The 25,649-nt window shown below is 44.0% G+C and carries 23 protein-coding genes and 8 pseudogenes; 6 read left to right on the top strand and 25 right to left on the bottom strand.

Annotation, left to right across the window (positions count from 1 at the left end):
* The first annotated feature begins 259 nt into the window (after positions 1-259).
* From HPY74_05405 to HPY74_05420, 4 genes are read left to right on the top strand one after another with little or no spacing between them, the layout of a single operon-like run.
* Positions 260-619, top strand: coding sequence for a hypothetical protein (locus tag HPY74_05405; GenBank protein ID NSW90117.1), 360 nt, complete (start codon positions 260-262; stop codon positions 617-619).
* Between the two features lie 5 nt (positions 620-624).
* Entirely contained in the window at positions 625-1,182 is a 558-nt protein-coding gene (locus HPY74_05410) for an ATP-binding cassette domain-containing protein (GenBank protein NSW90118.1), read from the top strand.
* Entirely contained in the window at positions 1,160-1,645 is a 486-nt protein-coding gene (locus HPY74_05415; GenBank protein NSW90119.1) for a hypothetical protein, read from the top strand. Before HPY74_05410 ends, HPY74_05415 begins: the two co-directional genes overlap by 23 nt.
* 14 nt (positions 1,646-1,659) lie before the next feature.
* Positions 1,660-2,040 carry a hypothetical protein gene (locus HPY74_05420; protein ID NSW90120.1) on the top strand — a complete coding sequence of 127 codons (381 nt, stop codon included), beginning with the start codon at positions 1,660-1,662 and terminating at the stop codon, positions 2,038-2,040.
* 274 nt (positions 2,041-2,314) lie between these two features.
* Here HPY74_05420 and HPY74_05425 read toward each other — a convergent pair whose 3' ends face one another.
* From HPY74_05425 to HPY74_05470, 10 genes and pseudogenes are all read right to left on the bottom strand, one after another.
* The gene (locus HPY74_05425) at positions 2,315-2,641 is read right to left on the bottom strand and encodes a hypothetical protein (protein ID NSW90121.1); all 327 of its coding nucleotides are present in this window, start codon (positions 2,639-2,641) and stop codon (positions 2,315-2,317) included.
* 391 nt (positions 2,642-3,032) lie between these two features.
* Entirely contained in the window at positions 3,033-3,869 is an 837-nt protein-coding gene (locus tag HPY74_05430) for a nucleotidyl transferase AbiEii/AbiGii toxin family protein (protein NSW90122.1), read from the bottom strand.
* Positions 3,866-4,459, bottom strand: a complete 594-nt coding sequence (locus HPY74_05435) for a type IV toxin-antitoxin system AbiEi family antitoxin domain-containing protein (GenBank protein NSW90123.1) — start codon at positions 4,457-4,459, stop codon at positions 3,866-3,868. The genes HPY74_05430 and HPY74_05435 overlap by 4 nt, the downstream gene beginning before the upstream one ends.
* A gap of 237 nt (positions 4,460-4,696) precedes the next feature.
* Positions 4,697-5,657: pseudogene (locus HPY74_05440) on the bottom strand (N-acetylmuramoyl-L-alanine amidase).
* Positions 5,654-6,073, bottom strand: a complete 420-nt coding sequence (locus HPY74_05445; GenBank protein NSW90124.1) for a phage holin family protein — start codon at positions 6,071-6,073, stop codon at positions 5,654-5,656. The pseudogene HPY74_05440 and the gene HPY74_05445 overlap by 4 nt, the downstream one beginning before the upstream one ends.
* A 280-nt stretch (positions 6,074-6,353) precedes the next feature.
* Positions 6,354-7,328: pseudogene (locus HPY74_05450) on the bottom strand (glycosyl hydrolase).
* A gap of 2 nt (positions 7,329-7,330) precedes the next feature.
* The gene (locus tag HPY74_05455; GenBank protein NSW90125.1) at positions 7,331-7,906 is read right to left on the bottom strand and encodes a hypothetical protein; all 576 of its coding nucleotides are present in this window, start codon (positions 7,904-7,906) and stop codon (positions 7,331-7,333) included.
* A gap of 218 nt (positions 7,907-8,124) precedes the next feature.
* A pseudogene (locus HPY74_05460) lies at positions 8,125-10,646 on the bottom strand (phage tail protein).
* A gap of 6 nt (positions 10,647-10,652) precedes the next feature.
* Positions 10,653-11,084, bottom strand: a pseudogene (locus HPY74_05465) (phage tail family protein).
* Between the two features lie 146 nt (positions 11,085-11,230).
* Positions 11,231-11,794, bottom strand: a pseudogene (locus tag HPY74_05470) (phage tail protein).
* A 141-nt stretch (positions 11,795-11,935) separates the two neighbouring features.
* Here HPY74_05470 and HPY74_05475 point away from each other — a divergent pair.
* Together HPY74_05475 and HPY74_05480 are read left to right on the top strand one after the other, a co-directional pair.
* A complete protein-coding gene (locus HPY74_05475; protein NSW90126.1) occupies positions 11,936-12,208 on the top strand; it encodes an AbrB/MazE/SpoVT family DNA-binding domain-containing protein in 273 nt (90 codons plus the stop codon).
* Positions 12,205-12,609, top strand: coding sequence for a putative toxin-antitoxin system toxin component, PIN family (locus tag HPY74_05480; protein ID NSW90127.1), 405 nt, complete (start codon positions 12,205-12,207; stop codon positions 12,607-12,609). The genes HPY74_05475 and HPY74_05480 overlap by 4 nt, the downstream gene beginning before the upstream one ends.
* A gap of 46 nt (positions 12,610-12,655) precedes the next feature.
* Here HPY74_05480 and HPY74_05485 read toward each other — a convergent pair whose 3' ends face one another.
* The 15 genes and pseudogenes from HPY74_05485 to HPY74_05555 all read right to left on the bottom strand — a co-directional run bounded on the left by HPY74_05485 (position 12,656) and on the right by HPY74_05555 (position 25,645).
* Complete coding sequence (locus HPY74_05485; protein NSW90128.1) at positions 12,656-12,847, bottom strand: hypothetical protein; 192 nt, start codon at positions 12,845-12,847, stop codon at positions 12,656-12,658.
* A 109-nt stretch (positions 12,848-12,956) separates the two neighbouring features.
* Complete coding sequence (locus HPY74_05490; GenBank protein NSW90129.1) at positions 12,957-13,265, bottom strand: phage gp6-like head-tail connector protein; 309 nt, start codon at positions 13,263-13,265, stop codon at positions 12,957-12,959.
* Between the two features lie 21 nt (positions 13,266-13,286).
* A pseudogene (locus tag HPY74_05495) lies at positions 13,287-14,105 on the bottom strand (phage major capsid protein).
* A gap of 4 nt (positions 14,106-14,109) precedes the next feature.
* Positions 14,110-14,397, bottom strand: a pseudogene (locus HPY74_05500) (phage portal protein).
* An 80-nt stretch (positions 14,398-14,477) separates the two neighbouring features.
* Positions 14,478-14,786: a type II toxin-antitoxin system RelE/ParE family toxin gene (locus HPY74_05505; protein NSW90130.1), complete on the bottom strand. Its 309-nt coding sequence runs from the start codon at positions 14,784-14,786 to the stop codon at positions 14,478-14,480.
* On the bottom strand, positions 14,779-15,039 hold the full coding sequence (locus HPY74_05510) for a type II toxin-antitoxin system Phd/YefM family antitoxin (protein NSW90131.1): 261 nt from the start codon (positions 15,037-15,039) through the stop codon (positions 14,779-14,781). Before HPY74_05510 ends, HPY74_05505 begins: the two co-directional genes overlap by 8 nt.
* A gap of 74 nt (positions 15,040-15,113) precedes the next feature.
* Positions 15,114-15,437 (bottom strand): hypothetical protein, encoded by a 324-nt coding sequence (locus HPY74_05515; protein NSW90132.1) that lies wholly within the window; start codon positions 15,435-15,437, stop codon positions 15,114-15,116.
* Positions 15,438-15,484: 47 nt separating this feature from the next.
* On the bottom strand, positions 15,485-16,150 hold the full coding sequence (locus HPY74_05520; GenBank protein ID NSW90133.1) for a GNAT family N-acetyltransferase: 666 nt from the start codon (positions 16,148-16,150) through the stop codon (positions 15,485-15,487).
* A 318-nt stretch (positions 16,151-16,468) separates the two neighbouring features.
* Complete coding sequence (locus HPY74_05525; GenBank protein ID NSW90134.1) at positions 16,469-17,440, bottom strand: GNAT family N-acetyltransferase; 972 nt, start codon at positions 17,438-17,440, stop codon at positions 16,469-16,471.
* A gap of 2 nt (positions 17,441-17,442) precedes the next feature.
* Complete coding sequence (locus HPY74_05530) at positions 17,443-18,453, bottom strand: phosphotransferase (GenBank protein ID NSW90135.1); 1,011 nt, start codon at positions 18,451-18,453, stop codon at positions 17,443-17,445.
* Positions 18,450-19,171: pseudogene (locus tag HPY74_05535) on the bottom strand (AAA family ATPase). The gene HPY74_05530 and the pseudogene HPY74_05535 overlap by 4 nt, the downstream one beginning before the upstream one ends.
* 387 nt (positions 19,172-19,558) lie before the next feature.
* The gene (locus tag HPY74_05540; protein ID NSW90136.1) at positions 19,559-21,781 is read right to left on the bottom strand and encodes an ornithine cyclodeaminase; all 2,223 of its coding nucleotides are present in this window, start codon (positions 21,779-21,781) and stop codon (positions 19,559-19,561) included.
* Between the two features lie 320 nt (positions 21,782-22,101).
* A complete protein-coding gene (locus HPY74_05545; protein ID NSW90137.1) occupies positions 22,102-22,869 on the bottom strand; it encodes a TatD family hydrolase in 768 nt (255 codons plus the stop codon).
* Positions 22,866-24,191, bottom strand: a complete 1,326-nt coding sequence (locus HPY74_05550; protein ID NSW90138.1) for an ATPase — start codon at positions 24,189-24,191, stop codon at positions 22,866-22,868. Before HPY74_05550 ends, HPY74_05545 begins: the two co-directional genes overlap by 4 nt.
* On the bottom strand, positions 24,188-25,645 hold the full coding sequence (locus HPY74_05555) for an NTPase (protein NSW90139.1): 1,458 nt from the start codon (positions 25,643-25,645) through the stop codon (positions 24,188-24,190). The genes HPY74_05550 and HPY74_05555 overlap by 4 nt, the downstream gene beginning before the upstream one ends.
* Positions 25,646-25,649: the final 4 nt, after the last annotated feature.

Below are 25,649 nucleotides of genomic sequence, written 5' to 3' on the forward strand. Positions count from 1 at the left end.
CCTGGAGTGAATGATTGCCTTTGGTATTATAACCCGTTTTCCTCTACGTGTGCTACGTATTTTCCACCTACAAGAACCGGTGTATTTTTTAACAGGATAGGTCAACACTGTTTTTATCAACCAACACTATTATATTCACAAACATAGATTATAGATTAACCAAATAAGATCTAAATTAAGATGTATTAATCGAATGACATATGATAAGAAATACAACCTGTAAAGTAAATACAGTCCGGGGCAAATCCTGTTAAGCAGGATGATTCTAATTGGCGGAGTAGATGTATTTATACTGCTGACTATAGTTCTCTTATTAAATCTGATGCATGCCGAGATTGCTCTTTTGCATTCGCTTTTGCTGACATTTTCATCATTTACTCTGACTGCCTGTATATCAATGCTTATAGTGCGGAAAGTCCGCCTCAGAAACACGGTAATTCTACTTTGTACAGTCTGGGTAATAATCTTAATGATACTTATGACTGCTACGGAAGATATCCGGTTGATATTTACAGATATTTACACCGGAACATGGGCAGCCGTTTTGTGTGCCGGCCTGCTTGTTTTAACCTTTGAAATTCGTAATCTTGTGAAAAACTATGGCTTTGAAAGGAGATAATTGACATGGAATTATACTTCGATAGAGTAACAAAACAGTATAACGGCAAACTCGCGGTGGACCGTTTTACAGTAAAACTTAACAACGGAGTATATGGGCTTTTGGGGCCAAATGGAAGTGGTAAAACAACACTCATGCGCATGATAGCAGATGTACTGCGTCCAACATCTGGGGAAATCAGGAATATTATAAGCGACATTTCACAGGGCAGGATTGTACTGTTTTCCACACATATTGTAGCAGACGTTGAACACATTGCCGGGGAAGTTATATTTATGCGGCGCGGACAATTAATTGAAAAAGGCAACCCTCATGCAATTGCAAAAAAACTAGCAGGCAGGGTATGCAGGGTATGGAGTGCTATAACCGACGAAAAAACTGCAGATTGGCTTAAAAACCATTATGATGTAGCAAATCTTCGCCGTGTGGATAAAGGGATTGAAGTAAGAATAATAGCGGATAATAAGCCAATAGAAAATGCTGTCAATTTGCCGCCAACTTTAGAAGATGTTTATCTCTTATATTTTAAGGAGGAATTTTATGAAGATGCTACTGTGGTTTGAATTAAAGAAAATTTATTCACATTCTCTTATATATATTACCATGGCTGTTATGATGGGTTTATTTTACCTTTTCTTCTTTTCAAGGTTTCTTTCAAGTCAGGAAGACTGGAGGAATAGAGCAGAGATTGCCCGCGAGGTTTATACAGAGTTTGGAGGAACATACGCACCCGGCAAAGTAGATGTTCTTGAAAAAGAAATTGAGAGGATCAAAAACAATCCCGGCAACAATGCATTAGTAAAGCTTGGAGCCATGGAAAGCATTTTAAATGAATATAAAAAAATACGAATAATACAGGAAAGGAAGGACATCCTTTCATCAGAAATTTTATCCGGAAATTTGTCAAAAAGCGAAATGGCGCTAGCTTCCCTTGAGTTAAAAATGCTTAAAAACCTGCCGCAGATAAGAATAGAATACTACCATCCCATAACCGAACTGATCGACTATTTTAAACATTTGGTATAATTCTGCCTGTGGGGATGATTCTTATTGGACTTTCAGGTATTTTCACTGACGAATACAAACCAAAAATGGATGGCCTGATATTATCTACCTGTATGGGGAAACTGCAGCTTATTACGGCCAAAATACTTGCGTCCTTCATATATTCGGCAAATGCTTCTATTATTTTTTCTCTGCCGGCCTTGATTTGTATCGTCAACTCTTTCGGCAGTCTTAATGGATGGAATTCTCCATTGCAAATGATTTATGGGTATAGGCTTTCTTCGTTTAGGCTTACATCCGGTCAATACCTGCTAACATGTATCCTTTTCAACCTGCTTGGCTGCCTTGAGCGCATGAAAAAGATAATTTTATGTGTAGATATTATCCAGTTGCATAATTTTATTCAAGAGATTTAGATACCCCTACCCCTAATTCATTATCTTTTTTATACCACCACTTGTTCGATCTTCATTAAAATGAACTTCAAACCCAAACTTTTTATAGAAGTGTTCAGATCTATCAAAGTGTTTTTTATCGACTGATGATAGCCATCCGTCAATATAATCAACATGAAGTTTCTCTACTGCCTTTAGGAAATACTTCATTAAAATAGAGCCATCACCAATGTCGTCATCTTCATTTATAATATCTTCTATATGTACATAATTCCAGCCAAATATTTCACTCTTTTTACTTTTTAATTGTTGCCATTATTCTCGGCAAGTGAGTTATTCCTTGATAAGAACGACCAAATAAATAAATTGTAAGTGCGGATTCATCCATTCTTTCTACAACCATTAGTTCTTCTTTATTTTTATTTATCTCAACTCCAACTATCTTTGCATCAGGAAAAAGATAAAATATTCTATGTACAAGATCATATTGTTTTTTCCCAATTTCAATCTCTGCCTTCATTTCACTAATTTTCTTCTCACATTCCTGCATATTTCGGACAATCGTATTATTATACATAGCAAACTCTTTCTTAAACAACCACTTAAATAATTTCCACTTCATAATCTATCTTCCTCCAAGTTTTTTCTTAGTATAATTTAATCGTCTAAAACTTATATATGGTATCTATCGTCAGTCATCTTCTTATCGTGGCACCTCTTATGAGTACTTGCCATTTATTTTCATTCCTAATAGAGAATCTTATTTCCTCGGTGAGAAACAAAAACAACCATTATCTACCTTTTATATTTAACTCAACCTCATTTGAAAAATTATTCTTTCCTTTTAAGAATTCGGCTGATATCGACCCCAGAATTTTGAAAGTCCTGAGAGTTTTCTATTTCCCTCATGTTACCATCCTGATTTAATTTGCATGTGTTGTACCCTCTTGGTACGGTTACTAAATACGCCACCAAGTCACGATCCATTAAACCTTTCAGAAGTAATGCCATTACTATAATAATCCTATAATCATCAACTTTACTGCCTGCATCACTTCATCCCATCCAATATTCTCAGCATAGCTGAACCTAGCCTGATAGCGCTTCCACAAGTCTCTCATTTCAGCATTTTTGCCAATACGCTCAAGAATTTTCTCAGCTTCAGAAAGCAATTCGTAGGTTCTCCGCCTTTTTACTGTCGCTTTGACTGCCTCATTCAATAAATCTTTGTTTATGTTGTCCTTCTGCAATATTGAAAGAATATATATGTCATAAAAATCTCTCATCCTTGTGTTCGTTATGCTCCTGGAAAGAATCGTTTCAAGCTTTTCCGCAAGAACAGTTTCAAGGTTATACGCCATAACACTGATGTTTCTTTCCTCAAACATCAATCTGAAGCTATAGCATATTTCCCTGGGAGTAATATCCTCCCCGGTGGTCATATCTACTTTGAGGGTCTGCCTTATTTTGTCGAACACTGTTTCTATGGTTGCTCGTATGCCCGTATATTCAGCTTCATCTCGAATTTCTGTAATGTCTTTCATTTTCATTTCCACATTGTCATCAAGCTTAATTGATAATATATTTTCAAACATTTTTTGAACAGCGTCTACAGTGATCGGCCATCCTTTTATTGTCGCATCCATATCAATAGTTGAACGTGCATCAAGCCCGACCATCGCTGCAACGAGCATTCCACCCTTTAAAATGAAGTTGTTTTTATAGTTCGACAAAGAAATACGTTCAAGCAGTCTTTCGAGCATATAGTTTCTGAGGAGTATCTGCGCATCAACATTTTTCTGCTTTGCCAAATTACGAATTAATGCCTTTAACTGAGTAGCCGTCTTCATAACAGCACCTCCATATAATTTCTGAGAAGCTTAGTTACTCTGAAGGCTTCTGCATATTCCATAAGTTTAGGAATATTTTTATCCCTGCGCTTGGCATACCGTTTTAAAGCGTCGGTTAAAATTGAAATGTCCATTTTGCTGCGGCTCCTGATCATATCACAAACCGTTCTTTCCATATTGTAAGCCTTGACGCTTCTGCCGAAAGGTGTGGTCAAAGTTGTCAATCCTACTTCATAGAGCTCCTTCCTGACTGAAAAAACTGTCAAGCCTTCATCTTTGAGATTCTTTGTGTTGTAGCCAATTGGAACGGTCACGCTGTAGGTCAATGGATCCCTGTCAGAGAGGTCATGCAAAAACAGCGCAGTATCATGGGAAAATACAACAGCCGGTTTTCTGCGCTGCAGATAGTACATTTTGTCAGCCAATGCATCGGGAGTCAAATATACTCCATGGGCTATTCTCTCAAGCTTGCCTTTTTTCACAAGCTGCGACAGATAGATTTTGGGAATGCCTTCTGCCACTACGTCTTTTGTGCAAATAAGTCCATCACTTTCTTCAATTATCTTTTTTAATTTTTCCATGTAAGTCAATTTTCCCACCTACGCTATTTTACTTTTATGCTAATATTATATCCAACTTTAGCATGAAAGTAAACATTATTGACTAAACAAAAATTGCCACCAAGCCACATTTAACGTGACCTGATGGTTCCATTTTTGTATCTGCTTTTTCATATCCAATTGTCCATTTATTCTTTATCCGTAACATCCTCTTTGTTTTGAGATAGCACCTGAAAAACCTAAAAAGTTATATTAAAACCCCAACTTTCATTTCCATTTTAAGGACATAATCTCCAGATACCTTGCTCCGCTGCCGAACTCCTTTTGCGCAATCCTCCAGAGGGAGTCGCCTTTGACAACGGTATAAACGGTATAGCCTTCATTGTTTGGACTGTCGCCGACTTTCCTTAAGACATCCCTGTCAACCCATGTGTTTATACCTGCAATTTCTGTCCCGCCGGTCTTTTTGATCTTTTTGCCCAGCAGAACCACATGCCTTGCCGCCTTTGACCACCGGCTTGCCACAGGATACTGTCTGTGTAACCCTGTGGTAATAGTCGGTCTTTACCCATGAAGGAATGGCCGCTCTGCCGGGATAATAGTTACCGGCTCTGTCTTTAAACTCCACCAGATCGCCGACTCCAATATCAGTGCTGTCATCCGCATTGCTTTCCAGCGTCTTTTTTACGGCATCACAGAAGGTGTCCATGCTCTCCCCATGCTTAGGGAACCAGTGCATCACGTCGGCATGGTTGCTGGCAATACCGAGCTTGTATCCTTCGCAGTGGCAGATAATATCGTTTTCATCAAAACCGTATTCCCTGCAGAGCATGACGCAGAGTTCAACAGCGTTCTGCCACACCTTTCGGAGATAGTCTTCCTGCTTTGCCGCGTCATAGCCGATCATCACCGAGCCGGATTTATATGTAAATCTGGCTGGCTCGCAGATTTCAAAGCTAATGTGGGTGTTGTTGGCTGATCCGCCTGCGTGCCAGCCGCGATGGTTCCAAGGCAGGTACTGCCAAACCTCCTTGTCGTCCACAAAAGCATGGACGCAGACCTGCCTATTAATTTCGCCCGCCTTGTAGGATTTGTTCCAGCGTGAAAACCAGTCGGCCGCCATTACGCCAGGTACGGCAGTCGAATGCACCATGATGCCCTTGGGCGTGATTTTCCTGCCCGCCGTATAGCAGTCGTTTCGTGTCATGTACTTTGTGAACAGCTTCATTTTCTTTCGTCCTCCTCATTTGAGCAATCGTGCAGCTGCTCCAGTACGTTCTTCAGCTTCTCAGGAATCGGCAATCCTATGTGTGCGGCGTTTTCCAGTATTGAAATCCCCTCGTTGCTCAAGTAAAAGAAGATGACCGCCGTCCGTACTGCGCCGCCGTTGCCAAGCACCTGACTGTCTATTATGTGTCCTACGCCCACCAGTACAAAAATGAGCACCTTCTTGAAGATGCCCTTTGCTCCAATTTCACTGGATAGCTTCCTGTCCACAATGGCACACATCACGCCTGTCAGATAGTCGATAGCCACGAAAGCGATAAGTGCATACAGAAATCCGTCCAGCCTGCCTAGAAACCAGCCTAAAAATGTGCCGATGGCAGTAAAGGCTGCCTGCACCCAGTTCCATACTGTTTTCATTGTCAGAACCTCCGTTTCTTGTATTTTCATAATTAAAAAGCGCCCTACATTTAAGCAAAGCGCTGAGTTTATATATATTTACCTAAATCTACACCTGCTTCGGAAGCGCCTCCCAAAGCCGCATATCTTCCTGGCCAAGCGACCAGATGGCAATGCCTCTCAGCTTCCAGCGGTAAGCCGCTTCGTTTGCCCAGTAAACAAGGCTGTCCACATCCTGATAATACAGGATGGAAAAGCCGTCCGCATCTCCGAGAAACAAGCGGGAGATCCATACATTGCCGTAGGCCGTCAGGTACCGCCGTCTGTTATATGTCTCCCTCTGCAACGGATACTCTTGTGGCTGGGAAGTATCCCAACCTTCCATATAATCATATACATGTGGCAGCGCCCATGGAACTTTATTGTAATCGTCCCAGTAGGCAACAATCGGGATAAACGGCTGCGGCGGTGCATCATCCGTAAAATTATATACTCCATTCATCCAGTATTTCGCCGCATAGTAGGTGTTGGATACTCCGCGGTAGGTAACTCCGAGGTTCTCGGGTGTGTCGTGGATCCGCCAGTTCCAGACGTAAGCAGGCAGTCCCATGAATATCTTGTCCGGCGACATCGCAGTGACGGCATAATCGTATATGTCCTCCAGCCAGTCCTGGGGAGAAACGAGGCCGGGAGCGGAACCTGCCCACGCCATGCCGTAGCTCATAATGGCAGCGGTATCGCAATAGGCGTTTAGATCAGCGTATACGCACCAGTTTTCGCCGCCGACCGACCCCTGAACTCCTGTCATCCCGGGCAGGCAGATGTTGACAAGCTTTGTTGAGTCATATGACTTTACGGTATTATAGATATCCCGGAACAGGGCATTTGCCGCATCCCTGTTTTCATATCCGCCGCCGCGCTCCAGGTCAATATCCACTCCGGTGCACCAAGGATATAGTTCCATGATACGGATTATTTCCGTCAGGAACTTATCCTTTGCTCCATTCTCGTTATTGCGAAGCGCAGTAAATATGCTGGCTATTCTATGATTCATAATGGTCAGCAGCCACTTGATGTGCGGCCATTTCTGGATGTATGGCAGCATGCTGCTGATGCTGGTGCCGGTCTCGGTAACAGTGCCTGTCGCGTCTACTTCAAAGGTAAAAATTCCAACTGTATCAAAGCGGTCGCCATAGTCTCTGAGCGCTTCATACATTCTGGCATTGCCCATAAAGCTCCACACCATGCACCGCTTGCCTTTCAAATAATCCCTCACCCTCACAGGCGTTCACCTCCGTCCTGCATCTCCTGAAACTCAAACAATATGCTTGCCGATTTCCTGTCCTCCAACTTGACCGTATGCTTGCTGTCCCACGCTGCCGTATATTGATAAAACCCATCCTTATGAACAGGACTGCCGTTTTTCAAGCATTGGCGGGTAGATGCCAGCAGCGCCAGCTCATCGCCTGCATTCACCGAATCAAGAAACCTCGCCTTGTGCGCGCCCATGCCCTGCGAAAGTTCAATGCTGCCTGCCGCCATATCCTGTACGGGATATATATAACAGTCGAGTCCTGCAGATGTTTTGCCCAAGTTAAATAAAATGACGGTCTCCGCTGTCCGCACCACGCCGTTATAATGGCTGGGCGGAGCTACCTCTCCGTTTTCCCGGAATTTCGCCAGCATTTTGCCGGTGTGGACGGTGTACCCCGTCAGCCGGTCGCCTTCCTGAAACTGCAGGTCGGTAAAATAGATTGTTCCGGTGCAGTCGGAAATCCGCAAAGTCACTGTCACGCTTGCCACATGCTTGTCGCTTTTTATCTGTATGGTTTCCGCAAACCTTGAAAACTGCATCAATGTCACCTACCCGTCCAATGTCCACTGTATCTCGCACACATGACCGACCCAGCCGGTGGCCACCGAGCCGCCCTGCAATAATAAGTCAGTGAAATACACCGTACCGGTGCAGTCGGTGACGCACAGCCGGATGGTAATGGATTTGACTCTGCCTCCACTTTTTGGGGAAATGCTATGTGCAGTCTGATTGAAATACGCCATACCCGCCACCACCCTCAAATCAGGTCTATAAACCTTGTTTCGGTTGTGCCATCTTCATACTCTATGACTACTTCAGCACCCACCTGGCCGTTTTCGCCTTTTTCGAGGTTTTCAGACGCAATCTGCGCCGAAAAGGTGTAGCTTTTGCGTGTAGCCGGACATACTGTCTGCGACAGGCTCTTTGTCATGCCTAAAACTCCCTCGGCTTTAAAGGAAGCCGTTCCCGAAACGCCGTTCTCGGTATCCACCTCAAAGCCGGAATTGACCCAATAAGCAAAGCCATCATCTGCCCGGGAATTGCGCAGATGGTTGAACGGCACCATATCCTTGATCTCCTGCCGGTCGAGCAGGTCGGTGGAGGACAGCGCTTCCGCCGCCTTGTCCCACTGCGCCGAAGAATCGCCTAATTCTCTAAGTTTTGTTGAAAGCTCGATCACCGTTTTCCACGGCTCCTGAAGGTTGTACTGCCGCCGCACAACGCGGGTCTTGATGGACAGTCCCAACTCTTTGTCGTCCACCGTTACGATATCGCCCAGTTTCCACACTTCATGCTCATAGCCGGTCAGCGCCGACAAGTCCATGGCCGACAGCACATAGGAAACGCGGGGTTTGGCATATTCGGCAAGCCGCATCCGGGCATATTCCAGCATCTGATACGAATTGTTGAATGACGAACAGTCAAGTGTAGATACCCGCACCTCGCTCGAATAGCTGTAATCTTCCACATAATCCTTGCCTTCGTTGATGGAAGCAAAGGTCATGCCGTCCTTTCCGTAGGCATAAAGACGGGTGACAAGGCTTCGGATATCTACTACCCGCTGAATGCTTTTCAGGTTTTTGCGGTAAGAAAAAAGCGCTCCGCTGTCTGCGCCGCTGAATGCCAACAGATGCACCATCCGGTTGGCGCTGTCAAAAACAAGGTCGCCGCCATATATGTTCTGCACCATGCGAAGGATGGACAGCGCGTTTTTCTCGGTGCACTGCCATGTCCGCTTCGCAGTGACGGTGACGTTTCCCACCGACCAGCCGGTGTCCTGAAGCGCATATTGCATTGGAACATCTGCAGTATCGGCGTTGAAGTCCGCCGGTTCCTTTTCCACGCTGAAGGACAGGTCGTAAAATGCCACCTCGGCGTAGACCTGTGTTATGATGCGTCCGTCCTCGCTCTTGTTGTCTGTCAGAGTGCGGATCCGGTAGATGTCGTTTACGATCTGCACCTGTTTTTCGTTTTCCAGCGCGCTTCTTTTCGGGTCATGGAACAGAAGCTTGAACTCCAGCGTATCCGCTCCGTTTACCTCGCCGGTGACGATAATATCGTAGGCGTTTTCAAGCACAGCCTCCCACGCGCCGTTCTCATCCAGCACAACAGGCCTTGCAAAGCCCAGCTTTTCATAGGGTGCTTTGGGAATATCGTGAAGCTGGATTTCCAAGAGCTTCGGCGTTTTCGATGTGCCGGCAGTTGCGAGTGTCACCTTGAAGCGGATATACTGCCGGTCGGGGGAATTCAGTTCTCCGCTTGTGCCGATGGTCTGCCATGCCGACCATTCTTTCAGATCGTCGCTCGTGCTGGTTTCTACCAGGGAAACCGACATCACACCTGCGGCATATTCGCTGGTCACCGCCACACGCCCATTTCCGGATAATGCACATGGTACTGCTTTCGTATATAGTACACGCTTTCGGGATACACGCCGCCGGTCGCTTTAAGCACGACCTTACCCGGTTCGGTCAGAGCGTCCACATCCGCGCTTGTATCGCCGCCGTTGGCATAAAGAGACGCCTTAAAATACTCAAGCAAATCGTCTGCCGTAAGCTGGGAACCGGTTTCCAAAAACCAGTCGTCGAAGCCACCGGCAAAATAATATGTATCCGCGTGCATGCCCATGACGATGTTGGCGGTGCACTGCCGGTTCAGTTCGCCGGTGAAGGTGCGCAGAGGAGATACCCACGTCGCGCCGTCGCTGCGGTCACAGAGGATGTTCTGCACCTTTTTGCTGTTTACTTCGATAATGGAGGCGATAAAATACCAGCCACCGTTTTTCATGGTGATGGCGGCCGTTTCGCTCTGGTCATAAATAAGGGTGCCGGAGGAATTGTACAGCATCAGCCTGAGCCTTCCCTGATACAATGACACATAGAAAATCGGCTGGCCGGGTCCCTGGCGAGTGTTAAAGATAGGGCAATATGTCTGCCCGACCGAATAGGTGGTGGGATTGAGCCAGCCGCCTACGACAATCCTCTCGCCTAAATTGCTGAAAAAACTCCCGTCGTTCGTCGCTATAAGATGGGTCTTTTCCGAAGTTGGGTTAACGATGTTTTGCCGGAAGTATCGTCCGAATCTTCCGGCAATCAGATTCGCCGAAGTGCCTGACCAGCCGGAAACGGTAAAATGCCTGCCATGTCCCGACGAATCCATAAGCCGCAGATTGCTGTCCGAAGCGCTTTCGTTGAAACGCCATAAAGCAGATGTCCGTGTGGTTACAGGAAACTCGCCGGTAAAATCCTCTTGTTTCGTTAGAATAGACTTGACCGCCATTAAATCTCACCTCCATCTGCTTTTTGCCTGTATTTTAAGCTGTGTAAAAGTTGCGTCTGCCGCAGTAATCTCAATGTTGTTCACGCCCTTTCTGAGAATCGGGAAGTTCAGATCCTGCAGGCAGGGCAGTCCGTTACGCAAGGTGCCGCCTGTTTCATCAATAACCTTGGCAGTTACCATGCCGGTATCAATAACCAGCGTCTCACCCTCTGATAAAGCCCCGACAATCCGCAATTCCTCACCGTTTGTAATGAGCGAAATATAGCTTGAAGACGATGCTGAGATTATGCCTTTGAGAAAATACACAGGCTCGGAATCGGCGTTTCCTGTAAGCCTCTCTACCACATGCTTTCCTGTTTCGGAAAGAACGAATACTTCATCCTCCAGCGCATAGGCATGCGGGTCAGGGCAGATGAACCGCAGGTCGAACGCACCTGCCTCGCCATGCTGCCGGTCAGAGTTTCCAATGAAACGTCCACAAGCTCTGCGGCGTATTTATACGCCTGCAGGCTGTCGGTGGACATGCCGGTTACGGTTGAAGCGGTTATAATCTCATCGGCATAGGCTGCCGAATTTACCGACATATCCACCAGCGCCTTACCTGCGCCGACCGCCGCCGTACCGATAGCGGCCATAGCCGCGCCCATGGCCACGCCGATCCCTTTCAAAACACCGCTTAATTTTTCAAAACGCCCTCCTGCGTCGTCCGCCTGATCCGCGGCTTTTTTCACCTCATTGCCGAATTCATCCGCCTGTTTTTCCGCTTCATTAAACTCTTTTCCCGCATTGTCCAGTGCTTTGTTGTTGGCCTCCATCTCGCGCTCCATTTTGTTCAGTTCAGCTTTGGCGTTGTTAAGCTGGATCTGCCAGGACTGAGTACGCCGGTCGGTTTCCCCGAAGGATGAGGCGGCATTGGCAAGCGCTTTCTCCAAGGTGGCAATCTTTTCTTTCTGCGTGTCGATCTCCTTATTCAGCACCCGGTTGCGCGCGGTGATAGCCTCTACAGACTGATCCTGCTTGTCAAACTGGGATGCGACAAGGTTCATTTCACTGCCCAGCACCTTGAAGCTCTGGTTGATTTCAGATAAAGCCTTCTTAAACCCCTTTTCGCCTTCAATGCCGATCTTCAGGCCAAAATCGTCTGCCACAAAACCGCCTCCTTCCTGTGAACTGTAAATTTAATCTTAAAAATACGAAAAGCTATTGTATTTTATCGCGATTTGGCATATACTAATGGTAGGAAAAGTAGGGTTTACCCTGCTTTTATATCCAATAAAGGAGGGTTCACTATGAGTGTTCCAATTGTTGATAATGCAAAGGTAATGTCCAAAGGCCAAATCACGCTTCCTAAAGATATACGCTCCAAGCTTCGCCTTTCCACAGGAGACCGTGTCACCCTCATTTGCGAGGAAGATCGGGTCATTCTTATGAATTCCGCTGTCTATGCCATGAAAATGCTGCAGAAGGAAATGGAGGGCGAAGCGGAAAAAGCCGGGATCCAGACCGATGACGACGTCATGGATCTGGTAAAGGACGTCCGCGCGGAGATTGAAGGACTATGAGAGTATTGATCGATACCAACATCCTCATCTCCGCATCCTTAAGCTGTGAAGGAACGCCTTATCAGGCTTATGTGAAAGCCGTTACACACCCCAACCATGGTATAGTCTGCGATCAAAACATTGACGAGCTTCGCCGGGTATACAACCGGAAATTCCCTCACAAAATCCAGGCGCTTGAACGCTTTTTGGCGCTTGCGCTTACCGTTCTTGAAGTTGTTCCGACTCCTGCCGTTGATATATCCGATGAAGCGCTTGTCAGGGACGTATCAGACAGGCCGATCCTCAGGGCCGCCATTACGGCCAAAGCCGACATACTTGTAACAGGTGACAAGGATTTTCTTGAATCCGGCATCACAAGCCTAAAGATCGTAACAGCGGCAGAGTTTCTGCAAATGGAATAACAGCAGCTTTTTAAAGCAGGGACTGGATTCCCTGCTTTTTTGATGCTTATATTCCATAAGGAATCACATCATCTATGCTCAGCTCCCGTTTCGGTTTGGAAATACCTAAGAACTGCTTGTGGCACTCCCATAAATCCAGCAGGTTCCCGATGGGCATGAGCCATACTTCCTCCTCCGAGCGATGAAGCTGGACAGTGCCGTAATATAAAAGCCGGGTAAACAATTCCTCATCGCTCACCCGGCCGGTGTGTTTTTTAAGTCATCCTCGCTTTGAATGTTTCTTTTGGTACCTTTGAACATCGCTTCCATTATTGCGTTCTTGTATGCCGCTTCCCAAAACTCATCTCTCAAACCCTCCAATCCTTGTCCAGCCGGAGCAGCAGATTTACCGTATTCCACACCTGCTGCCCTGCCTGCACGTTATCGGCAAAAAAACCGCCTGCGCTGCCGTCCCGGCTTTCATAAAAGTGGGACGACAGCATGATAACGGCCTGTTCGGTGGTGGGTGGCATGGGATTGTCGGCATAATACCCCTCCGACTTTTTCTGATAGCTCTCCGCATAGGCGACTGCGGCTTTGATGTATTCCTGCAAAAGCGCATCGTCTTCGCTGTGCTGCAGTATGAGGTTGGCTTTGACTTTCTCTATAAGCTCCATACCGCCGTCCCCCGTTTCTCATTAGGATGCCTTCTGCTGAAGAATTTTGACGGCCTCGGCCAGCACCAGCTTGCCGTCCACGCGCTGGGTAGCCATGAATCCTACCTGTCCGGTAGCGGCATACAGCTCGTTAAGCCGCTTGAAGACCCTGCCCTGGCGGTCTGCCACCCAATAGTAGCTGAAGTCACCAAACACAATGGTCTTAGCTCCGGCGGCAATAGCAGGCATGTAGGCCGAAGTCTTGACAGGGCGGTTGAGGATGATATCCGGCGTTCCGGCAGTAACGGAAGGCTGCCAGAGATACTGGCCGTTATTGTCCTTGAGCTTTCGTATGGCCTTGACTGTTGAGTCGTTCATGATAAATACCGCGTTCCTGCGGTAGGGAGACTTAAGGCTGTAAAACAAGTCCATTACCTCGTCGAGGGTAATGGCTGTCGCGCTTGCTGCAGTCACTCCTACCTCGCCGCCGCCCGTATCCGCTAAGATGCCGGTGGGTTTGCCGGAGCCGTCCCCGATAAAGAAAGCTTCCTCCTCTTTCGCACCGATACGGCGGGCAAACTCTTTGGCGATATACTGCTCCAGATTGAATACACTGTCGTTTAAGAGCTCCTCAGACACTTTGATCATTGTTGCCAACTTGTAGGCTCCTATGGATACCTGCGCAAAGGAGTTGTCGCTTTCCGGGATCTGGCCTTCCTCATCCACCCAGGATGCAGTGCCCTTGCTTGCCACCACCGGAATTTTCTTGTCGCCGCTGGAAGTTGTAATGACATTGGCAATCTGGCGGAAGATATTTTCCTCTTCCAGCGCTTCTACAAGAGTACGTTCAAACTCGTCGGGACAATGAAGTCATCTCAGGGTTTGGCTCGTCATGGAGCAGATAATATAACGGGTAGGTGAGCGCTTTTTCTTTGTCGCCGTCTTCCTTATAACGGTACACGTGAAGCGGAAGCCCTGCGATGGCCTCGGCCAGTATCCTTACACAGGCATACACTGCCGTTGTCTGCATGGCAGTCCGCTCGTTGACCGTCTTGCCGCTGCTGGTACCACCGAAGAAAAAGCTGTAGGCATTGCCGAACAGGCTGTTTTTCGGCTTGTCTCTTGCTTTGAACAGACGAGAGAATATTCTCATAGGCATCACTCTCCTTAAAATGGGCATGAAAAAAAGCACCGCCATAGCGATGCTCTTCGTTATTTTTGGATTACATCAATTTATATCAGTTTAGCGTAATCCCGCGCTCCGTAGAAGAAACGCAGAATACTTACTGTTTTATTGCTTTCATCCACTTTATAAACAAGGATGTAGTTTTTAATAACGGCCTTGCGATAACCCTCTTTTTCCAAACGGTTATCGTTACATTTGGAATACATCATCGGATTGCTTTTCAGATAGCCATAGCACTTGTCAACCTCGTCAAGAAAATCCGACGCAGCCGTTGGATTCGCCAATTGGACGGCAATGTACGATACAATACTGTCCAAATCCTGGTGAGCAAGTTCTGTAACAACCAGCTTATACATTGTACTTTTCTCTTATACTTTTCAGAGATTCATCTCCGTCAAGTATTTTCACCTCCGTCAATTGTTCCTCGGCAGCATTCAGTTTACGGTATACATCGGACATGAACATCTTTTCCTCATACATTTTCATACTCATGATGACCATATCCCCGTATCCGTTTTTCGTTACAAAAATAGGCTCATCTGATTCATGGCACATCTGAGAAATCTTACTTGTATTTTTTAACTCGCGAATTGGAATAATTTTAGGCATAATATTCGGCTCCTTTCTGTGGCTTTATTGTACCATAATTATGCCCCAATATCAATTATTTATTCGCTATAAATTTATATGAACAAAAGCCCTCGCTCATCATAAACTGAGCCGACATTCTCCCCGCCATGCCTTAAAGCGCGGTCAAGCGCCATAATGAGTGCGACCGCGCCGTCTATCCGCTCTGTGGACTTTTCCTTATCAGGCTTTATATTTCCGGCAGGATCGGTTTTGACAAAGATATTGTCCATCATCCAGCGAAGCACCAGATGACCGCCATGGGCTATGCGCTCCTCCAAAGTCAGCTTCATCAGTTCTTTAGTAGGTGGCGACATGTCTTTGAAACCCTGACCGAACGGGACAACAGTAAAGCCCAAAGCTTCAAGGTTCTGTGTCATTTGCACCGCTCCCTAGCGATCAAAGGCAATCTCCTTAATGTTATATTTCATACCAAGCTCCTCAATGAAACTCTCAATGAATCCGTAATGTACCACGTTGCCTTCGGTCGTGTATAATAAGCCCTGCCGCTCCCATATGTCATACGGCACATGTTCCCGCCGCACACGCTGGTCAATATTGTCCTCCGGAATCCAGAAAAACGGCAGGATCTGATATTTATCCGCTTCATCCAGCGGCGGGAACACCAGCACAAAAGCTGTGATGTCAGTGGTGGAGGAACAGTACCGTCTGAAGCTAACTTTTGTCCTTCGCCAAAAATTCTGAAACTACATTTTTCATAGCAGTGTATTGCTCTCAAATTGCTTTTTCGAACATTCAGGCTTACTTTTTCAAAAGCAATTCTCTGTTTTGAAATCCGGATTGCTTCTTCTATCGCTTTGCTTCCTATTCCCTTACCTCTGTACTGCTCTCCGGAAATGAAAATACCCAAGATCATAGTATCAGGTTGTGATCTGTCTTTTTCAAGCCAGACGGATCCAATATCACATGCTTCTTCTTCGATGATAAACCAGCATACTGTTGATGTATCATAATCTCCCACACTACTATTGTATGGACACAGTCTGCTTAAGTAGCCGGTTATTTCTTTATCATTTTGCCAAACTGCATATATGCTTTCATCGGATTTTGTGACATCTCTCAAAAGCATCATTAAATTCACCCCAAATAAAAGTGGTACATAGAAAAACTTTCCATGTGCCATCTATTATATATTACTAGATTACTGCTTTCCACATGAAATTATTTATAAGAATAACGGACATCCGGCTAAATATACTTTATGTTTTAAGTATATCCCCTTGCTACATATTAACTATAATTACATATTTCTTATAATAAGAAAAATTATTTCTTGGCAATCAAAACAGCTCCACTACCGGAAGGCTTAATATCCTCATGGAATACAGATACCTCAGAAAAACCAGCCTTTAAAAGCAGTTCCTTCTGCAGTTCAATAGTAAAAGGAATATCAATATAGAATATTTCTGTATATCCCGACTTTTATATCCTGCATGAAATGATGCATCGTGCAACTGGAAATAACATAGTCAAAGAACTCTTTAGGGTACTCCCAATCAATGTATGAACCACATATGGTCTTAATCTGCTGCGATTTCGACAGGTACTTGTTTTTCAATATCTCCAGCATTTTTTCTGATAAATCAATGCAAGTAACCCTGGCATTCGGTACACGTTCAAACAGATGCTCCAGTTCAATTCCGGTGCCACAGCCAAGGTCAAGTATATTGATTTCATTGCTGCTAACCGATATGGGTAAAACCGCACGCTTATAGTCTTCAATATCAGTAGCACTTCTAAGCATGTGCGAATCATAACCACCTGCACGAACATCGAAAAACCCGGCCATTTCTTCCACATTGCAATTAAAGTTCCACTCAGGGTCCGGAATATGCTCAATATGGTATAAACGGTAATATTCAAAATCTGCCATCTTACCGTTATAATGCAGCTTGCGTGTATCGCCATATATGAATCCCAATTTCTCAATCACTTTTCGCGATGCAGTGTTTTCAGGCTTAATAACAGCTGACAGCATATTCAGTCCTTTCTCCTCAAAAGCGTACCATATAAGTGCTTTTGCCGCTTCAGTGGCATAGCCGTAACCCTGGTATGGATCGGTAATTGCATAAAGAATTTCAATCTCATTATTTATCTCCGTTTTTGGAGCGTATCCTACCAGCCCAATGCATATATCATCTTCCTTGCGTTCAATGGCAAAAAACATGAATAGTTCAGATGCCAGGCACTTTTCATTAATCCAGTCAATCCACTTCGCTGCAGTTGCTTCATCTTCCAATATCATATCCGGCATCCAGTAAGCTACATTGGGCTGCTGGCTATTTATTGCTGCCACACCAGCATCTTTTTGTGTGAAAGGTCGAAGTGTCAATCTTTTGGTTTCAATTTTTGTTATCGACATATTTATAATACCTCCAATCTGTTCCTGTTTTCATAAATCCAATTCAGCATTCTGATATTTGTTTCAGCTAACTGTGGGTATCCATTTTCAACAAAATAGGCAATGAAGATGAACTGAATAGAATATAGCACATAAATGAGGGCTCTCTTTTCTTCATGACTCAGAATACAAACAGCATCATATCCTTCTATAATATTTTTAAATATTGATATCCAATGCTGACGTTTATCGGCATCTTCAAAACAGCCTGACAAAATTCCGGTAGACATATAGCATGGGTCAAAAATCCGGACATTCCACTGGCTCAGGTCAAAATCCACATATCCAGTAAACCTCCCATTCTCGAAAAGAAGATTTTCGCCATGGCTGTCCCTGTGAATGATCTGACGAGTGAGTTCTTTATAAATACCCTCAAACCCACTTTTATAATTGTTGATAAGTTCATCGCAAATCAAAACACCTCTTTTTTCTGCAAACTCTTTTGCAATAGGAATTGCCCAATTTGCCACATCTTCAAACAGATTATTCTCATGGAATGTAATAATGCTCCCGCACTTTACAAAAGCACGATGCAAATTTCCAATTATTTGTCCGAGATATGTGGCACGGTTCAGGTAATTTCCTTCAAAGTGATCTCTCAGGCCTTTTCCTGCAAGCCTTGGATATAAGCAGAAATACTCATTATCTATCATACAATAGTCTGTTTGTGCTTTTGTTTTAACAGGTACTGCTACAGGCACCCATTCACCAGCTAATGCCTTGGTAATTTCTATACCCTGTTTCATGTAATCCGGATTTACAAACCTTTTTAACACATATATTTCATTGACTATCCATGCATTAGGCTTTCCATTCTCATATTTTGTTACATCAACCTCTGATACCTTATAGGGTTTTGCAATATTCCAGTTCTCAAGTATCTCTTCCAACATATACATTGAATCATCCTCTTTTCTTTCCATAATTTTTATTTCTTCTTTCTGCTTCGAATACAAAATATCCATCAATTTCATGGATAATAACGCCGCCAAAAATTGATATAAACTTGTTTTTGTACCATTCTTTCCGTTTTGTCACCATGAGCATTTTTCCTCCGATTTTCTATATGAAGCAGCAGTGAACTGACAACCCTTTTAATTTCACCTGTTTCGTGAACATCACCACGTTCTTTGCCCAGTGTTTCAAATTCGTCAAAAAAGAGCACACATTTTCTGGTCTTCACATATTCAAAAAGCTTGGAAAGTCGGCTGGCTGTCTCTCCAAGATATGCTCCAACTATACCCTCATACCTAACAATAAGGAAGGGCAACATCAGCGATTCGGCAATTGCTTCAGCTAGAGAGGTTTTTCCGTTCCCTGGAGGCCCAAAATCAATAAAAGTTTGTTTCTCGGTTCTACACCATATGAACGCAATAAATTTGCACGTGTTTGCTCTTCAATTAAACCTTTACATAATTCAATCACATTTAAAGGCAAAACTAAGCGGTCTAGCCTTTTTCGAGGAGTTTTCTTCCAAAATAAAGACTGTTCATTCACCCCGTTTTTCATAATAACAGGCGAAGTACTTTCTTTTACTGTTGGGCAGCTAGACATTTTTAATAATTCTTCAATTTTATCTGCTAAAACACCATGTTATTTCGCTCGTTCTTCAGCGCAAATAGCTTCAGCTGCTTTTCTAAAATTTACATTATCACCAATAAGACCGTATGTTTACACCTCAAATTATAGCATATATTATAAAAAATATAACATATGCTATAATTAATTACAAGTTTTGTTTAAATATTAATACCTAATTAATAAATCCTCGCGACGCTTTCTATATGCCTTGAGTGCATGAAAAAGATAATTAGAAGGCCTAAATCAATTTATTTCATCCTGTATATATTGAGAAAGCCGCTACATATTCGACGGCTAAACATTAATCTTATTTCAGTCATCAGTCATTTAACGGCATATCATATTTTGTAAATTAATCTTTTTTCAGTCAAAGATCTTTTAAAACAAGTAAATCATAATAGTGCTTAAAAAAGCTAAAGAATTTATTATCTACGAAAAATCAAAAATTAAGGAACAAAATTCTCCCCTAATTATATTCCAGAAAAGGTAATAGCCATTCTAAATGGAATAACATTCAACAAAATCGAGAAAATGAACTAGGAACATGCCAGCTTCCTCAATAAACAAAGCACCTTCATATTTTCTTATATCCTGAAAAGCCTGGCTGTTCTCGATTTTCCCTTCTTCCTTAATACTGCAAATTACAAAGTTATGTTCATTCCCAGCTACCCATAAAAATATACTTTTTTCTTTAATCCAACTGGCTTGATTTTCATAAGAATTGGGCGGTGCAGAAAGCCGCCATTTTATGACCCCGTCAAGATCGACAAAAGCAATCTCCTCTTTGCTCACGAGTAAGATGCCATTTTCTCCTAGTACAAGGGAGGATATATTATGCTTTGTTTTAAGCTCCCATTCTTTCTGAAAGTCTGGTCCAAGGCAGCGAATGGTTTTATTACCTATTCTTAAAACCAATTTTTCGTTAGTTAGTTCTAAGGCTTCGTAAATTGCAGCCAGTAGTCTGATTTCCTCACTTATGGTTCCGTGCGAAATCTGGTACTGTTTTTTATCAGTTCGCTTGATTGTGTAATCTGCTAGATTCAGATCATTAAGCCCGGCTCCAAACTCCCCTTTCGCCAGTGATTCCTTAATTTGTTTTCCTTGATGCCATACACCTTTTTCATCTTTGGAGTATTCGTAATGCAAAGTACCGTTTTCTTGACTAAACATAAAAATGGCCCGATCATCAGTAATAAAGTCTATGGAAAAACCTATAGCCGGTATCTTCCTTTTAGCAATCTCTTTTCCTTTGGAATCTATCATTAATAAATAACCCGGGTCATAGGCCACATCACTACCATCCCCTTTACCTAAACCTATAAAGAGGGTTTCACCATCGGGAGCTAAGTATACACTAAAAGGGTAGGTTTTTACCTCTTTACTCCATTGCAAGTGCAGGTCAAAATCAAAGCACAGTATCTCGACTATATCCTGTAGTCTACCTGTTTTGGATTGAGAATCAATCCGTTTTAGTGTAATAAAATGCTTGTATTGTTTATCTATTAGCCTTATCCCATAACCCTTTGCATCTTCGTATTTCCACCTTAGTTTAAACGGCTTGTCCGCTTTAACTTCAGGTACTACTGAATTCAAATCATCCGTACCTTGGGCGGAATTTGTAACATGCTGAACCCTTTTGATTTGCCAGGATTGCCCCGCCGGTGCCAACCACAGGTAACCCATGGCTGAATTCTTACCATCATAAAAAATGTTGTGTCCTTCTATTTGGAATAGCTGCATTCCAGGGTGGCCTTCCATTCCTGCCACCAGCTCACCGGTGATTTTGTCCAACTCATATAACCTGTTGTCTTCACAAACAATCAGTTGTTTTTCTTGGCCAGGTATAGGCAAAACAGTACTGGCTTGTTTGGGAAGTTTGGCAGCATATGTAAATTCTCCCCTGTGATTGAGCCAGAAAGTCTGCCCGGATTCTAAAGATATTATAAGGTTTTCATCCAACCACTTAAGATAACGCCCACCCTCTTTAAAGGTAACGCTCCAGGCTAAAAATCCTTTCTTATCCCAGCCTGTTAACCGTCCTTCATTTTCTAGAATAAAAACCATATCGGTACTGGGGTCATGGGTAAAAGCTGTAAAGGGAGAGTTAAAAGTAAGCCTGGTAAAGCCGCTGATAAAATTCTGGGCCATCTTATTAGCGATCATTTCAATTGCTTCTTTTTCTGTTTTAGGTTTAGACGAGTATTTGGCCTGTCGTTTTCTCTCTTTCTCTTGTAGTTCAGTCTCTTTCAGTTCAGAAATAGCCACTCGCATAGCTAGAGAACCATCAGGATTTATACGGTATAGTCGATCCATACTGGAGACAAAAATATCGCTTGAATCACTGGAAACTTTAAGATGATAAGGCGTAACCTCTATAGTGCCGAACATGGTATCCATCTTTTCAGTAAAGCGAATACCCCACTGATGTTCCCCAGAAAAAGAAAAACAATACAGCTCCCCAGGCCCGTAATAGGTCTCCCGGGTACCGACAAGCCAGTAGTCTTTAGCCAGTGCCTGGCTGAATGGCTGCCACTGGAACTCATAGATCATCCCTTCCAACGAACGAAAGTTAATAAAACCGATGCGTTCTTTATCCCCTAAAATTGCCCCATTGGCATTCACCTCAAGCACGTTCATTCCTTCAAAAGGGGTGTCTTTTAAGAGAATCCTTTTTAGACTTGATTTGCTTACTATTTCTATACGGCTACTGTGTTCAGCCACCAGCGAGTTAGTCCCATAATAGTGAAGGCGTACTTTTTTTCCTGTCTGCCGAATAAAGCCTTCCAACTTTTCGTTCGTTTTGCTACTGGAAAAGAAACTGTCCCAGGTGTCTTCAATTTCACTCGCTAGCTGTACTTTTAAAACTTGTTTAAATAACGGCTTTGTAATGTTTTGATAGTAAGGTTTGCCCCCGAAACAGCTGGCAAATTAGTTTCCTGGAGCTTAGCCCCTAAAAATAGCTTTTTTATTCCGTCAAATAAACCCATCTGATTCCCCTCCCTCCTAAAAAATTAGATAAGTTCGTTGCCTTTTAACTGGGTTTATATAGGATTCATATGTGTAAAACCTATAGCCTTCAAATAATTTTCATACACACGAGCCTTTGCTTCCTTTACATCACAATTCCAGGCATTAGCTAGAAAATGAATCACATTAATTACATCAGCAGGAACGGCTGGTACTTTTCCGACACGAACAAAAGGACCGTCAGTCTCAGTAAGCACCAAATCAGGGTTCATATGCTTTATTAGGCTTTGACCTTTAGCCGATCTTACCATGGAAATATTGATTGATATATACATACCATAATCCATTGCTTTTTTGAGGTCTTTTACTGATCCGCTAAACCAGTGAAGAATAACTCGTCCCGGATAGTCAGGCCCAATCATGGCAATAACATCACTGGCTGCCTGGCGTGAATGAACCGTTAGGATTTTATTTCCTTCTGTTGCGCATTTCTTTAAAATCTCTTCGAAGACCTTTCGCTGGAGCTTAATTTCCTGTTCGTTGCCAGTAGTGTAATCTAGGCCTACTTCCCCAATAAAACGGGTTTCCTTCAATAGATTCTCCATGAGTGCAAGTTCCTGGCTCCGCGTTCCTACAAGTTGGGGATGTAAACCCAGAGCAGCGTGGATATATTTATAACAACCCACAAGGTTCTGAGTGGCTTTAAAAACAGAGGGCGTATTTGTAACAGCTATTACCTCAACCCCTGAAGCCTCAATTTCAGTTGCGATCTTTACTGGATTCTCAAACAGGTCCAAATGAAAATGACAGTCTACCAGCCGACTCGTATTCAGACTATTCATCCTTTGTTTCTCCCTAAAAATTTTGCTATTTCTTTCATACCGCGGCAATATACCTCGATATACTGGGATAATTCATCAGGGGGAATAGGCCCAGAACTGAGCACGTCAAAAACAGCCTTCTCCTCTCCCCGTTGACTAAACCTTTCTAGAGCAATTTCCATTGCCCGTAGATCTTTCCCTTTATCCGATCCTGAGAGTGGCGGAAGATTAAAAATATCATGGTCATATTCTGCATCATGCATGCCACTTTCAAAGACTGCTGCCTGGCGGATGATGCAGGGAAAACAATAACCGCAGTGACCGCCAGGCGGCAGGTATTCAAGGCGGCGATTATCCGGATGTGCGCAAGACATGATGAGAGGAAGGGTTCTTCTGAGCAGATCCTGATTCTTACTTTCCCTAATCATCTCACCTTTTGTCTTAAAACGGTAATTGAGATTAAGAGAATGAGTCAAATTTAGAGCCTGTAATACTTCCCTATATAAAGCAACGTAGTATGGATGGGTTGTACGGGTGCTGCAGCTGCCAAGCCGGGCTGGTGTCAGCGGAACATTAAGTGAGATAAGCCCGTTTTCAGCCACATATAGCGGAATACCTGTACCAAGAGCATCTGCCACTGCAATACCTAGTGCAAAAAACAGAAAAGATCTCGTGCGTGTAGTATCTTCGTTGTCTGGGTCCGAATCTATTCTGGGAACTTGCGGGGGAAGAACATAGAACTGGAGTGGCACTAACTGTTCACCATATTCGTCTTTTAAACACTTAAATAGGTCATTCTGGAATTTTGGCGTGCTGCCCCCTCCATGGTGTGACACAAGTGCTACCTTTTTACCTTCCGATAGCAGGTCAATAGCACCAATAAGGGAGTCGAGACCCCCGGAAAATAAAGATACTGCCTCAGGCAGATTTTCAGGCAGTTTTTTATAACCTTCCCGTTCTGCTGAAAACTCCCGGAAGTAAAATTGCCAGCGGTCCCCACTAAGAAAGGTCAATAATTCGGTAAGTAACGGCCCTGCCTGCTGCCAAACTGCTAACGAAGTGACAGGGAGATAGATATTAATATCCCTTGTCCACCCATCTGATGCATATCTGCGGGAGATTAATAGATCAGCAGAATAGACAGCAATTGCAGCACGCAAAAGATCGCAGGCAGTATTTCCTGGGACAGAACCAAGAACATCTGCGATTTTATTAAGAACACTTTCCCGAGCCAAAAACGGATCTTCCGGCCTGTCAAAGGAGACGCCTAATACTGGCCCACCTTGGCTTATAGGAGCAAAAATATCACTATTCCCAATTATGATAACTACATCCCAACTCATTGTTCCACCTCCAAAAAGCCATACGCCTCCTGAAAAACTGTATCAATGATATTACGCCCAGCAGGACCATTCCAGTCAATCGACACCGGGTCTTGTTCTCCGAGTTCAAGCCTTACACGTTCCCTGACATATACCCTGACATCACGTTCTAAACCTACTGCTTGTAATGGTGAAATTGCCTTATTTTTTAGTTGTTGTGGCCGCCCCCCCTGGGCAGCCTGCCAGCGAGCAAGTTGTTTAAAAGATTCCGGCCTGAATCGCTCAAGCAACATCAGTTTTACCAGGACGCGCTGCTCAAGGGTAATTCCACGCAGTCTAGCCATTTCTAAACGGAGAACAAATGTGTTTAGGAATCGCTTGCACTGACGTGGATTCCCATTGAGTCCCCTCGCTAAAAGCGGCGCAATCCGAGCAGAGATGGCCAGGCTCTCCTGTAATTCTTTAGATAGTTCCCCAATCACTCCCTGGGCTTCCTCAATGCCAAAGCTTAGTTCAAGGTCCGTGCCTATACACTCTAAAGCTTTGGTGCGTGTTTTCGTTATTAAGTCACTGTCTAAACCAGAGGCTTCGGTAAAAAGTAGTGAGATATAGGTTTCCATTTCTGCCCTGCCAAGAGGGGGTACCCTTACCGGATATTGAATTAGCTTTTCCAGGTAGTCCTTGCTTACCTCTGATTTGTTGCCCTGAAACTCTGGGAAACGCTGTTTTACAGCGTATTCTACCAGCCTCTCATCCGCTCCTATTATAAAGGCTGTCCGGGGTACAAAGAGAAAAAGCTTAATGGCTTCAAGAGTTTCTATAATTGTGTCAGGCAGGCACCTATCAAGATCATCAATGATAACTACTAGTTTTTCTATGTTACTCTCACTGAGTAAGAACTCAAAATCCTTCCGGAATTCACGTATGCCCCGCCTTAGATTGTGTGCCGTCTCGCTCTCAAACAGCTTGTTTAACTCTTCCTCTTTTACATCATTAATTTTCTCTGAGGCCTTTTCCAGAGCCTGTTTGGCATCAAGGCCTGCAATCAGCCCCACACCTGCTGGACCTCCGGTAAATAATGCTGTCCCATATTTAACACTGTGGCGCATCAGCGTACCTGCCACCCGGAACCAATTTACCCGGCGCAACAAATTCACCGCAAGAGTTTTTACCTTTTTACTTGGTGTTTGATGACTTAAAATCTCATCGATAATTGTACCCATAAGCGCGGACTTTGCGTCATCATATCCCTCAAAGAGCCAGCCATTAAAATCTAGCACTAATGTTCTTTCGTTTTTTTCAAGCTTTTGTCGAACCATTGAAATCAGGCTTGACTTGCCACTACCCCAGTCACCAAAAACGCCAATGGTAGCCGGAAGCAAATGATCTGCGGAAGCCAGATTTGCAACAACATCAGCAATGTAGGAAAAGCCAAGAAGGTCGATATTTGTTTCATGATCTGGCCATAAATTCATTTCT

The sequence above is a fragment of the Bacillota bacterium genome, assembly GCA_013314855.1.
Lineage (GTDB): Bacteria > Bacillota > Clostridia > Acetivibrionales > DUMC01 > Ch48.